General features: G+C 66.5%; 13 protein-coding genes. 8 read left to right on the top strand and 5 right to left on the bottom strand.

Annotation, left to right across the window (positions count from 1 at the left end; genetic code table 11):
* Positions 1–49: 49 nt before the first annotated feature.
* Positions 50–877 (bottom strand): transcriptional regulator TbsP, encoded by an 828-nt coding sequence (tbsP, locus tag FY251_RS08375; RefSeq protein ID WP_148414318.1) that lies wholly within the window; start codon positions 875–877, stop codon positions 50–52.
* Between the two features lie 367 nt (positions 878–1244).
* Between tbsP and glyA the strand changes: the two genes are divergently transcribed.
* The 5 genes from glyA (at position 1245) to FY251_RS08350 (ending at position 4969) form a co-directional block, all read left to right on the top strand.
* A complete protein-coding gene (gene glyA / locus FY251_RS08370; protein WP_148414317.1) occupies positions 1245–2492 on the top strand; it encodes a serine hydroxymethyltransferase in 1248 nt (415 codons plus the stop codon).
* Positions 2493–2591: 99 nt separating this feature from the next.
* Entirely contained in the window at positions 2592–2891 is a 300-nt protein-coding gene (locus FY251_RS08365; protein ID WP_148414316.1) for a DUF211 domain-containing protein, read from the top strand.
* The gene (locus FY251_RS08360) at positions 2891–3460 is read left to right on the top strand and encodes a VIT1/CCC1 transporter family protein (RefSeq protein WP_148414315.1); all 570 of its coding nucleotides are present in this window, start codon (positions 2891–2893) and stop codon (positions 3458–3460) included. Before FY251_RS08365 ends, FY251_RS08360 begins: the two co-directional genes overlap by 1 nt.
* A 99-nt stretch (positions 3461–3559) precedes the next feature.
* Positions 3560–4453 carry a bifunctional methylenetetrahydrofolate dehydrogenase/methenyltetrahydrofolate cyclohydrolase FolD gene (gene folD, locus FY251_RS08355; RefSeq protein ID WP_148414314.1) on the top strand — a complete coding sequence of 298 codons (894 nt, stop codon included), beginning with the start codon at positions 3560–3562 and terminating at the stop codon, positions 4451–4453.
* Positions 4454–4462: 9 nt separating this feature from the next.
* Positions 4463–4969 carry an NUDIX domain-containing protein gene (locus FY251_RS08350; RefSeq protein WP_148414313.1) on the top strand — a complete coding sequence of 169 codons (507 nt, stop codon included), beginning with the start codon at positions 4463–4465 and terminating at the stop codon, positions 4967–4969.
* A gap of 38 nt (positions 4970–5007) precedes the next feature.
* Here FY251_RS08350 and FY251_RS08345 read toward each other — a convergent pair whose 3' ends face one another.
* A complete protein-coding gene (locus FY251_RS08345) occupies positions 5008–5241 on the bottom strand; it encodes a flagella cluster protein (protein WP_148414312.1) in 234 nt (77 codons plus the stop codon).
* A 59-nt stretch (positions 5242–5300) separates the two neighbouring features.
* Entirely contained in the window at positions 5301–6011 is a 711-nt protein-coding gene (locus tag FY251_RS08340) for a hypothetical protein (protein ID WP_148414311.1), read from the bottom strand.
* Positions 6012–6134: 123 nt separating this feature from the next.
* On the opposite strand from FY251_RS08340, the gene FY251_RS22525 reads away from it, so the two are divergent.
* Together FY251_RS22525 and FY251_RS08335 are read left to right on the top strand one after the other, a co-directional pair.
* Entirely contained in the window at positions 6135–6281 is a 147-nt protein-coding gene (locus tag FY251_RS22525) for a hypothetical protein (RefSeq protein WP_004061251.1), read from the top strand.
* A 630-nt stretch (positions 6282–6911) separates the two neighbouring features.
* Positions 6912–7199, top strand: a complete 288-nt coding sequence (locus FY251_RS08335; protein WP_004044685.1) for a PadR family transcriptional regulator — start codon at positions 6912–6914, stop codon at positions 7197–7199.
* 15 nt (positions 7200–7214) lie between these two features.
* Here the strand turns inward: FY251_RS08335 and FY251_RS08330 are convergent, their stop codons facing one another.
* Positions 7215–8483: an AI-2E family transporter gene (locus tag FY251_RS08330; protein WP_148414518.1), complete on the bottom strand. Its 1269-nt coding sequence runs from the start codon at positions 8481–8483 to the stop codon at positions 7215–7217.
* Between the two features lie 219 nt (positions 8484–8702).
* Here FY251_RS08330 and FY251_RS08325 point away from each other — a divergent pair, with 219 nt between their 5' ends.
* Positions 8703–10055 (top strand): aspartate aminotransferase family protein, encoded by a 1353-nt coding sequence (locus FY251_RS08325; protein WP_148414310.1) that lies wholly within the window; start codon positions 8703–8705, stop codon positions 10053–10055.
* Between the two features lie 9 nt (positions 10056–10064).
* On the opposite strand, the gene FY251_RS08320 is transcribed toward FY251_RS08325, so the two are convergent.
* Positions 10065–11489, bottom strand: coding sequence for a transcriptional initiation protein Tat (locus tag FY251_RS08320; RefSeq protein ID WP_148414309.1), 1425 nt, complete (start codon positions 11487–11489; stop codon positions 10065–10067).
* Positions 11490–11518 lie beyond the last annotated feature (29 nt).

Below are 11518 nucleotides of genomic sequence, written 5' to 3'. Positions count from 1 at the left end.
GCGCGCGACGAGGAGAGGTGGAGGGAAAAAGCGAGGGGGTCGCGGTCGGTTACGCGTCGAGCAGTTTCTGGGCTTCGTCGGCCAGTTCGTCCGCGCTGGCGGCGACGAGTTCGTCCGCGCCGAGCTTCAGGCGGAGCCGCGGGCGGCCGACGTCGATTGGGACCTTCTCGGTGTCGATGAGACCGAGTTCTTCGAGCTTCGTCTTCGTCCGGGAGAACGTCGCCTTGCTGGCGATGCCCACGTCCTCGCCCCACTTCGAGATGTCGTAGAGGAGGACCTCGTTGCGGGCGGCGACGAGAAGCGAGATGGTCACCTCGTCGAGGCCGTCGCCGTCGCCGCGGGCCGACGGGAGCGAGGCGAGCACGGCGTCGAAGTCCGCGAGGGTTTCCTCGCCGATGTCCTCGCCGAGCGTCTCGCGGACGCGAGCGAGCGGCGGCGTCCGGAGTTTGAACTCGGGGGCGTTCTCCCAGTGGGTCTGGTGGGCCTCGAACGCCGTCTCGACGAACGCCTCGTCGTCGGTGACGAGACCGGCGACCTTGCCCCCGGCGGCGACGAGCGCGACGACCGAGTTCGGCGTGACGAACAGCGTGTTCTCGACTTCGTCCGCGGCGGTCCGCAGCGAGAGCGCGCCGTCGGCGACGAGGTTCGCGGCGTTCGAGGCGACGATGAAGTCGTCGAGCACGTCTTTCAGGATGCCCTCGTCGGCGACGAGACGGATTTCCGGCAGGTCGTCGTCGACGTCGGTCGCCACGGCGACGAGCCCCTCGATGACCTCGGCGGTCGGGTTCGCAACTAACACCTCGTCTTCCGACGAGGAGAGGACGGACTGGATGATGTCTTCTACCCCCTCAGCGAGTAGATTAGAACCAATAGCCATAGGTTGAATATCGCCAGTAATATATTTAATATTAACGCAAGACGACCGGCAGAACGTATTCGAAATCAAGTTGTACCAACGCTGTATCGAGCGAATTGAGCAGCACGTTTCAGAAATTTTACTCCAGCGCGTAACTGGGAAAATCTGATTCGAACCGGACGACTCAGCCGGGAGAAGGTCGTCTCCCGCGAGGGCCGTTCCGAGCGGTCCACTCGGCTCGGAGACACGACGGAGCGAATCGGGCATCGCGCGTTCGTGTATCTGTTCACGGTAGCACGCCACAGAATATACACAGGTGTGTAACACAACACCGGCAGGCGTAGCCAAATGGGACACATTTATGCCGTAATTGCCCCGGATACTACGTATGGACTACAGCCACGTCCGCGACGTCGACCCCGCCGTGGCAGACGCCCTCGACGGCGAGGTCGAACGCCAGCGCGACACGCTCGCGATGATCGCCTCGGAGAACCACGTCAGCGAAGCGGTCCTCGAAGCGCAGGGGAGCGCGCTGACGAACAAGTACGCCGAGGGCTACCCCGGCAAGCGCTACTACGCTGGCTGTGAGTACGCCGACGACGTGGAGAACCTCGCCATCGAGCGCGCGAAGGAGCTGTGGGGCGCAGAGCACGTCAACGTCCAGCCGCACTCCGGTACGCAGGCCAACATGGGCGTCTACCTCGCCATGCTCGAACCCGGCGACAAGATTCTCTCGCTGGACCTGACCCACGGCGGCCACCTGAGCCACGGCCACCCGGCGAACTTCACGGGCAAGCTCTACGACGTCGAGCAGTACGAGGTCGACGCCGAGACGGGCTACATCGACTACGACCAGCTCGCGGAGAAGGCCGCGGAGTTCGAGCCGGACATCATCGTCTCCGGCTACTCCGCGTACCCGCGGGCCGTCGAGTGGGAGACGATTCAGGAGGTCGCCGACGACGTGGACGCGCTCCACCTCGCCGACATCGCCCACATCACGGGCCTCGTCGCCGCCGGCGTCCACCCCTCGCCGGTCGGCGTCGCCGACTTCGTCACCGGCTCGACCCACAAGACCATCCGCGCCGGCCGCGGCGGCATCATCATGTGCGACGAGGAGTACGCCTCCGACATCGACAGTGCCGTCTTCCCCGGCGGGCAGGGCGGCCCCCTCATGCACAACATCGCCGGCAAGGCGGTCGGCTTCAAAGAGGCGCTCGAACCCGACTTCGAGGAGTACGCCCAGCAGGTCGTCGACAACGCGAAGGCCCTCTCCGAGACGTTCGAAGACCACGGCCTCAGCGTCGTCTCCGGCGGCACCGACACGCACCTCGTGCTCGTCGACCTCCGCGACTCCCATCCCGACCTCACCGGCGGTACCGCCGAGGAGGCGCTCGAATCGACGGGCATCGTCCTCAACGCGAACACCGTCCCCGGCGAGACGCGGTCGGCGTTCAACCCCAGCGGCATCCGCGCCGGCACGCCCGCGCTCACCACCCGCGGCTTCGGCGAAGACGAGATCCGCGAGGTCGGCGAACTCATCGTGAAGGTCGTCGACGCCCCCGAGGACGGCGACGTGCTCGCTGAAGTCTCCGAGCGCGTGCAGGAACTCTGCGACGCGAACCCGCTGTACGAGTAAGCGACGCTCGCGGGCGACCGCCGCGGTCCGGCGCGTTCGGTTTTTCAAATCCCTCTCCCGGGTAACACTATTAGCCGCGCCGCCGTATCGCCGGTCGATATGGCTCCGATTCGTCGGCTCGTTCTCGACGTGTTGAAACCGCACAGTCCCTCGACGGTGGAGTTCGCCCGCGAGGTCGCCGACGCGGCCGGCGTCGCCGGCGTGAACGCGACGCTCCTCGAAACCGACCGCGAGGTGCAGAACCTCAGGCTCGTCGTGGAGGGCGAGGCGGTCGACGCCGACGAGGTCGAGCGCCGCGTCCGCGACCTCGGCGGGACGGTCCACTCGGTCGACGAAGTCGTTGCCGGCGAGGAACTCGTGGCGTACCGGGACCAGCCGCAGGACCCGTCGCCGTCGTGATGTCGGCTCGGCTCGCCTCGCTCCTGCGCGACGACCGCGTCCGCGCCATCTCCCGACGATACTTCGTCTCGAACGGCTTCGACGGGGCGCTGACCTGCATCGGCCTCGTCATCGGCGCGTACCTCACCGGCGTCACCGACGGGGTGACGGTCGTCGAAATCGGCGTCGGCGCGGCGGTGGGGCTGACCACCTCCGGCGTCTGGAGCGTCTGGGAGATAGAGCGCGCCGAGAAGCGGGCCGAACTGGGCCGCATCGAGGACGCCATGCTGACCGACCTCGGCGGGACGGCGGTCGAACGCGACAAGGTCGCGGCGCGGGGAATCAACGCGGTCGCCAGCGGGCTCGGCCCGCTCGTCGGTATCGTCGTCCCCCTGCTCCCGTTTCTCGCGGTCGGCACGCTGCTGTCGATGACGTGGGCGACGCTCGCCTCGGTCGGCCTCGGGACGGGAATCCTCTTTTCGTTCGGCGCGTACATGGGGTCGATATCTGACCAGCGGTGGTACGTCGCCGGCCTGCGGATGGCGCTCGCGGGCGTCGCGGTGGCCGCCGTGAACCTGCTGTTCGGCTGAGAGGTGATGGCCACATACGTGTATATTTCTGTGAACTCAAGACAGAGAATACGCACGAATCCGAATCTTTGAAATGGGCTGGGCGCGCTGTCTGAGACAATGACGACCATCATCGACGGCAACGCCGTCGCCGAGGAGATTCGAGACGGGCTGGCCGACGCCATCGACGCCCTCGACGAGGCCGGCGTGAAGCCGGGTCTCGCGACCGTCCTGATGAGCGACGACCCCGCCAGCGAGACGTACGTCTCGATGAAACAGCGCGACTGCGAGGAGGTCGGCATCGAGGCGTTCGACTACGAACTCGACCCCGAGACGCCCGCCGACGAACTCTACTCGCTCGTCGACGACCTCAACGACGACGACGAGGTCCACGGCATCCTCGTCCAGATGCCCGTCCCCGACCACGTCGACGACCGGACGGTCCTCCGCCGCATCGACCCCGCCAAGGACGTCGACGGCTTCCACCCCGAGAACGTGGGCCGCCTCGTCGCCGGTGACGCCCGCTTCAAGCCCTGTACGCCCCACGGCGTCCAGAAACTCCTCGCCGCCGCCGACGTGGAGACCGAGGGCGCTGACGTGGTCGTCGTCGGCCGCTCCGACATCGTCGGCAAGCCGATGGCGAACCTGCTCATCCAGAAGGCCGAGGGCGGCAACGCCACGGTCACGGTCTGCCACTCGCGCACGGACGACCTCGCCGCGAAGACCCGCGAGGCCGACATCGTCGTCGCCGCCGCGGGCGTCCCAGAACTCGTCACCGGCGACATGCTCTCGGAGGGCGTCGTCGTCATCGACGTGGGCGTCAACCGCGTCGACGCGGACAACGAGAAGGGCTACGAACTCGTCGGGGACGTCGAGTTCGAGTCGGCGAAGGAGAAGGCCAGCGCCATCACGCCCGTCCCCGGCGGCGTCGGCCCGATGACCCGCGCGATGCTCCTCTGGAACACCGTGAAGGCCGCCGCGGAGACCGAGGGCGTCGACGTCGACCTCCCCTGAGTTCGGGTCGTGAACGACTCGTCAGAACCCGACATCGACGGCGAGTGGTCGTACGACGTGGACGGCGTCATCCGGCGTCGGAACCGCCACGACCTCGACGCCGAGGCGTTCGCCCGCGCCGTCGAGCGCATCGAGGGCGGCCTCGACTGGGGCGTCGGCGCGCTCTGCGAGCGCGACGGCGCGGTGCTTCTCGTCCGACAGGACGGCCGGTGGGTCCTCCCCGGCGGCGAGGTCGAAGTCGGTGAGTCGAGACGCGAGGCGCTGGTCCGCGAGGTCGCCGAGGAGACCGGCCTCGCCGCCGACGTGGGCGCGCTTCGAGTCGTCACGGAACAGTCGTACCACCACGGCGACGCCGCCGCGAGCTTTCGGTTCGCGATTTACGAGGCGACCGTCGCGGGCGACATCACCGACGACCCCGGCCTCGAAGACGAGGCCATCGCCGACGTGTCGTGGTTCGAGACGCTTCCCGACGACACGCTCGACCGCGGGCTGATTCGGTTCCTGCTCGGGCGCTGACCGGCCGCACGTCCGACTGCGCTTTTCTCTTACTCTCTTCACTCGTGGGTCGCCACGAGCAGTCGGTCGCCGTCTCGCCGGACGCAGAAACGGGTGTCGGCGTCCACGTCGAAGCTGTGCGCCTCGCGGTCGGAGACGAGCAATTGCGAGAAGTCGTCGCCGCAGGCCGGACAGGCCACGCCGTCGCGGTTCTCGACGAGCATCGTGTCGCCGTCGTCGCGGAGCAGTTTCACCCGGTGGCGCACCTCGTGGACGTCGAAGCCGGCAGTCATCGTCGGCGAAGGGTCGCCGCGGGGCAAAAACGTTCGGTGAGCGTGGCGGTCGGGCGGCCTCAGAACAGCGACGCGAGCGTGTCGCGGGCCGACGCGAGCGCGTCGGGGTCGTCGTCGACGAGCGCGGCGTGAAGCTCGCGGGCGGCCTCGACGAGCGCCTCGGACTCCGACAGCGAGACGGCTCCGTCGAGCGCTTCGACGCGCTTGCGGTGGTTCGAGAGGGTTTCGAGCGCGGTTCTTCCCTCGGGGTTCGGGTTGTCGTCGAGCCACGTCGAGAGGTCGCGGCAGTAGGCGTCGATGGCCTCGGCGTAGGCGAGGCCGCGGGCGTCGGCCATCGAGTCGGGGACGGCGTCGGTCGCGGGACGTTCCCCCTCGTCGGCGCGTCGGAGGAGCGTGAGGACGTACAACTGTTCGTCGTCGGTGGGTCGGTTCGACCGGGCGACCACGTCGACCGCGTGGAGGAGTTCGTGGGCCGCAAGCGGGGTGTCGCCGAGGGGGAGCAGTTCGCCCCCGCGGATGTAGCCCGTCTGCCGGACGTAGTCGCGGAGGTCGGACTTCAGCGCCGGCGCGGCGTCTCGAATCGACCCGTCGCCGACGGCGGCGCGGTGCGCCGAGAGGTCCAGTTCGGCCTGCATGGCGGTGTGGCGCTCCCTGTCGCCGACGCCGACGCTCCGGAGGCTCCCGCACTGCGGGCACGACACGCTTCCCGTCTCGTAGTACGACCATCGGTGGTCGCACTCCTTGCACTCGCGCTCGCCGCGTATCTCCATGCGGTGCGGTTCGTCCCGACGGCGCAAAAGCACGGCGACCCGGAGAGCAGCCCCACACCGAAACGAGCGGTGCCCCCGAAGCGACCGCCGGGCTACATACGTCCGGGGACCCACCATCGACGCATGCGAAGCGAATCCGAGGTCCGAGAGCAGTACGAGTTCCTGAAGGACGAACTCGACTCCGAGGAGATGCGACACGAGGGCGTCAGAAAGCTCATGACGCACTACAAGCGGGCGCTCGGCTGGGTGCTGGAGGAGGAACACATGTGACTTCCCAAACGGAACCACCGGTCCGGTCGCTTCGCTCACGCCTTCCACGGAGTTCGCGAATTTGGGAATTCGGCGCGTACGTACCACTCAGATAGACAGTTAGCCGCGTTGTCAACGTTTGGCACGCGTCGTTATCTTTAAGTGAAATCGAACAGTAGCCGTAAGTGACGCTTCGCTTTGGAGGGCCGAAGCGTCAGCGGGGACCAATTCAGGGCGGCATGCCGTGCCGGAGATTTCCGGCACGGCTTGCTTTCCTTCTGTGCGAAACTACGACCCGAGACCGAGAGGTCCGTCTGTCCCGCCGCCCGTGTACGGTGTCCCGTCGTTCCGAATCTGTCGAGAAACACACAGGAGAGCCGCGAGTCACTTCGACGCCCACGGAGTTGCGGTTCTGACAGCCGAACCATGTTCATAGATAACAATTAACAACATAGTTGCCGTAATTCGTTCGAGTCGTCCATCCGTGGACATATCCAGTCCTCGAAACGGACAGTTCGACAGATTAGTAACTTGGTCAACATAATTGCGGCCGGAAGATTTCGGGGACTGGCGCGTTTTCGAGGGTAAATCGTCGGCCGAGGCCGATATGTTTATCTGAATTAGACAGTAACATACGAGTCGAATTTACCGATGTACGACCTGACAGGATTCCAGCGAGACCTGCTGTACGTCATCGCCGGTCTCGAAGAGCCGCACGGACTCGCTATCAAAGAAGAACTCGAAGCCTACTACGAAAAGGAGATTCACCACGGGCGGCTCTACCCCAACCTCGACACGCTCGTCGAGAAGGGGCTGGTCGACAAGGGCCAGCGCGACCGCCGGACCAACTACTACACGCTCACTCGCCGCGGTCGCCGCGAAATCAAGGCCCGCGACGAGTGGGAAGCGGAGTACGTCCCCGAAGACTTCGAGGCGTGAGCGGGACGACTCGGGCTACCCGTCCGCGCCGGCGTCGGACGGCGACCGTGAGTCCCGACCCGTTCTCGTCTCGTCTCGGTCGGTAAACGTCTCCGAAGCGCCGGACTCGCCTTCCACCGACCGGTCGGTTTCGGCTGTTTCTCGCGGCGCGTCGTCGCCCTCGTCAGCGGTCAGCTCCTCCACCGGTGGCCCGTCGATCAGGTGTCCCGGGTCGACCATGTACGGTCGAATCGGCTTTCCGGCCAGTAGCTCCGGCAGGACGAGTCGGACGAAGTTCACGAACAACACGAGTATCATCGGCATCAGGAAGATGCCGTACCAGCCGAAAAGCAGCGGGCCGAACGTGTACGCGAGCATCACGGCCCCGACGTGGAGGCTCCGACCGGAGACGTACGGCCGGAGCACGAGGTCCGGAATCGTGTCCACGATGACGAACGAGACGGCGGCGAAAAGCAGGACGAACCAGAGTCCGGGCGGGTTCGCAATCGCCGCTTCGATGCCCATGTAGCCCGCGACGGGGACGTAGACGAGTTTCATGCCGACGACGGGGATGAGGCTCGCGACGCCCGCGAGCAGACCGATGAGCGCCGGGGCCGGGATGCGGACGCCCGTCGGCGCGATGACGTTCAAAAGCGAGTACGCGATGACGCCGATGGTGCCCGTGAGGATGGCGTTCAGGATGTTGCCGAAGAAGATGCTGTTGAAGTCGCGGTCCACGCCGCGCATGTAGGCTTCGAGGATGCCGTGGTCGTCGGCGAACATCGACTGGCCCCACCGTCGCAGGCGGTGGCCGTCGCGGAGGAGGTAGAACGCGAACGCGATCATGACGAACAGGTGAATCGCGCCGACCCCGAGAAAGGCGAAGGTGTTGGCGGCGACGCTCAGCGAGTCGAACACGGAGCCGAGGGCCTCGGGCGTCAACACCGACCGGAAGTCGTACTCCAACAGCGCCTGCGGACTGGCGATACCCTCCACCAGCGCGGGGTCGATGCCGTAGGCTTCGAGGTCGATAGGCACTTCGTCGGTCGAGAGCCGGTCGGCGTACCGCAGGAACTCGCGGAGCGCGATGGTCGCGGCGTAGGTGACGAGTCCGAGCACTGGAAGCGCGAGGGCGAAAAGCGCCACGGCGGCCGCGAGGCTCGGGGGCTTCACCCGGCGACGAATCCGCCGGTAGATGGGCCGCGTGGCGTAGTAGATGAAGAGACCGAAGACGAACGTCCCGATAAAAGAGTAGACGACGTAGGTGAGCGCGCCCGCGAGGACCAACGCGAGCGACCACCACATCGCCCGGGAGCGCTGAATGTCAGGGAGAGCCATACCCAATCACGCACGCGGAGGCGTCAAAAGCCTACCGCGGGAGACAGGTCCCGACGAACCCTCGTCGCGGCCGGCCGGAGACGCCGTCGGTCCCCGCGTCGAAACCGACCGACTCGGCCGCGGCGCGAGAGATATTACATCAATAATAACGAACATCTTAACTCGCGCGTCGCCGTACCGAACCGCATGGACCGAGAGACGGCGGTGCCACGCGTCGATTCGATGCCCGGCGAGAAAGCCCGCGAGTGGGTCGCGTACCACCACGAGCACGCCGCGCCGAGCACGTACGTCTACGACTTCGTCTGGGACATCACCGCGGAGTCGGAAGGTCCCTTCTGCACCGACGTCGACGGCAACGTCCTCCTCGATTTCACGAGCCACGTCGCGGCCGCGCCGCTCGGCTACAACAACCCGAAGCTCATGGACCGCATGGCCGAGTTCGACCTCGTCGACCCGACGAAAATCGCCGGCCAGGACTTCTACGTCAGCGACGGCTCCGCGCCCGGCGAGGAGCGACTCCCCGGCCCCGCCGCGCTCATGGACAGACTGACCGACCTCACGAGCCACTACGGGATGGACACGGTGTTCCTGTCGAACTCCGGGGCCGAGGCCGTCGAGAACGCCATCAAAATCGCCTACGACCACGCCGACGGCGCGAAGTACGGCGTCACCTTCGAAGGCGCGTTCCACGGCCGCACCCTCGGCGCGCTCTCGCTCAACCGCTCGAAGTCCGTCTACCGCCGCAAGTTTCCCGAGATTTCCGGCGTCCTCGACGTGCCGTTCTGCGACGACCGGTCCTGCTCGCCCGCGACGTGTTCCTGCGGCTTCTTCCCCGACGCCGATTCTTCTGTCTCCAAACTCCGGCAGAAGCTTCACCCGAAGAAAGGCCACATCGACGCCGACGAGGTCGCCTACGTCATCGTCGAACCGATTCAGGGCGAGGGCGGCTACCGCTTTCCCTCCGACGCCTTCGCAGAAGAGCTCGCCGCCGTCGTCGACGACTACGACCTGACGCTCATCGCCGACGAGATTCAGACCGGCGTCGGCCGCACCGGCGAACTGTGGGGCTCCGACCACTATCCAATCGAACCCGACATCATCACCGGCGCGAAGGGCCTCCGCGTCGGCGCGACTATCTCGAACGACGAGCTATTCCCCGACGAGACCTCGCGGCTCTCCTCGACGTGGGGCGCGGGCGACATCGTCGCCTCGATGCAGGGCGTGTTCACGCTCGACGCCATCGAGGAGTACGACCTGCTCGACAACGCCGTCGCCCGCGGCCGGCAGTTCATCGAGCGCCTGCGCGACGACGCGTCGGACACCGTCGTCGACGTGCGCGGCAAGGGCCTGCTCCTCGGCGTCGAGTTCGACACCAAAGAACGCCGCGACGCCGTGCAGGAAGCCGCCCTCAAGCGCGGCCTCCTCACCCTCTCGTGCGGCTACAAGGTGCTCCGAATCCTCCCGCCGCTCGACGTGACCGCCCGCGAAATCGACCTCGGCGCGACGATGCTGGTAGACGCTATCGAAGACGTGTCGTAACGCGGCCGGTCAGGTCGCGTCGCGGTTGACGACGGGGTCGACCACGTTCCCGAGTTCGCGCATCATCCCGGCACCGACGAGGTAGTACACCGCCGATTCGACGCGCTCTTTCCACGCGGGACCGTCGCCCATTTCGAGACTCACGTCGCCGGCGCGGATTCGACTCGCCGCCTCGCTGGCGACGACGCCCGCGAAGTTCGAGTCGTATTCGTCGCGCGTCGCCCGAAAGTCGCGCATCGCACGGCGTTTCGCCCGGAACGACCGGCCGGAGTCGTAGTCGGTATCGCCGGGGTCCACGCCGAGGGCGTCGAGCGCGAAGTCGTGGGCCCGTCGCGCGAGGAGGGCCTGATCGGTCTTCACGACGCGAAAGACCGTCAGGTCTCGTCGGAGGTCGTCGCCGTAGAATCTGAAGTCGTTGTCGAAACAGAGCGTGTACAACTCCCAGCGGGCAGCACCGTAGGGCGACGACCGGTCGAGTTCGAGTTCGTCTTCGAGTTTCGTCCGCATCTGGTCACGTCTCGGAAACCGGTCGGTTTCGGCGAGGAGGCCGAGAAGCGCGTCGTCCAGTCGCTCGCGATGCGGCTGTGGGTCGTCTCCGAGACCCGAGCGATACTGCTCTCGGTAGTGTCGTGCGTTTTCGAGTCGTTGTTCCGCCTGCAACTGCGACCCCCACGTGTTCGCGAGTCCGTGGGGCGAGTACTCGTCTACCGAGTCGGGGTCGCCGCCGACGGACGTCCCATTCCAGTGCGAACTGATTCGCACAAAGGCCAGTTCGCGTTCGATGGCGTAGAGATACCCGAGGTCACGGCCGGGGGCGGAGACACGGTACTCGGAGATGGAGTCCGCAACCGCGTCACTCGCCTCCCGCAGTTCACGGCCGCGTTCGAGACGGGCGTCTGGGTCCTCCTCTCCGAGTGCAATCTTCGCGTAGCCGACGGCTTCGCCGGCGAACAGCATTCCGTAGGTTGCCGAGAAGAGACGGTCACGGGCGTCTCGTTCCTCTTTGGCGGATTCGAGGTGACCGCCCGCCGGCGACCCGCGAAGGTGAAACCGCATCTCCTCGTCCACCGAATCGAGGTCGATGCGCGAGCGGAGTTGCTTCGCCTGCTCGACGGTCTCTTCGAGTCGTCGCACCGCCGCGTCGGCGTGCTCGTCGCTCACCGGCGGCCGCCAGACGTAGTTACTCGGCGGGTCGGGATACACCCTCGTCAGCCAGTCCGTAATCGGGTCTGGGAGCCACGTCGGCCTGAACCAACCGATACCGCCGACCGCGCCCGCGCCGCCGACGAGGCCGAGCAGTTGGCGACGCGAGAGCGAAGAGCGGTCGTCGGGGCGAGACGCGTCGGAGGAAGAGTCGGAATCGGTGTCGGCGTCGTCGCGGGCGCGGGCGGCCTCGGAGTCGTCGTCCGCGGGCGGAACGTCGTCGGGGGACACACGCCGGAGTTCCGAACCGGCCCGTGTAA

Source organism: Haloferax sp. KTX1 (genome assembly GCF_902410085.1).
In the GTDB taxonomy this organism is placed as follows: Archaea; Halobacteriota; Halobacteria; order Halobacteriales; family Haloferacaceae; genus Haloferax; species Haloferax massiliensis.
Note: the sequence above shows the minus strand (reverse complement) of the source record. Positions and strands in the feature narration are given on the sequence as shown.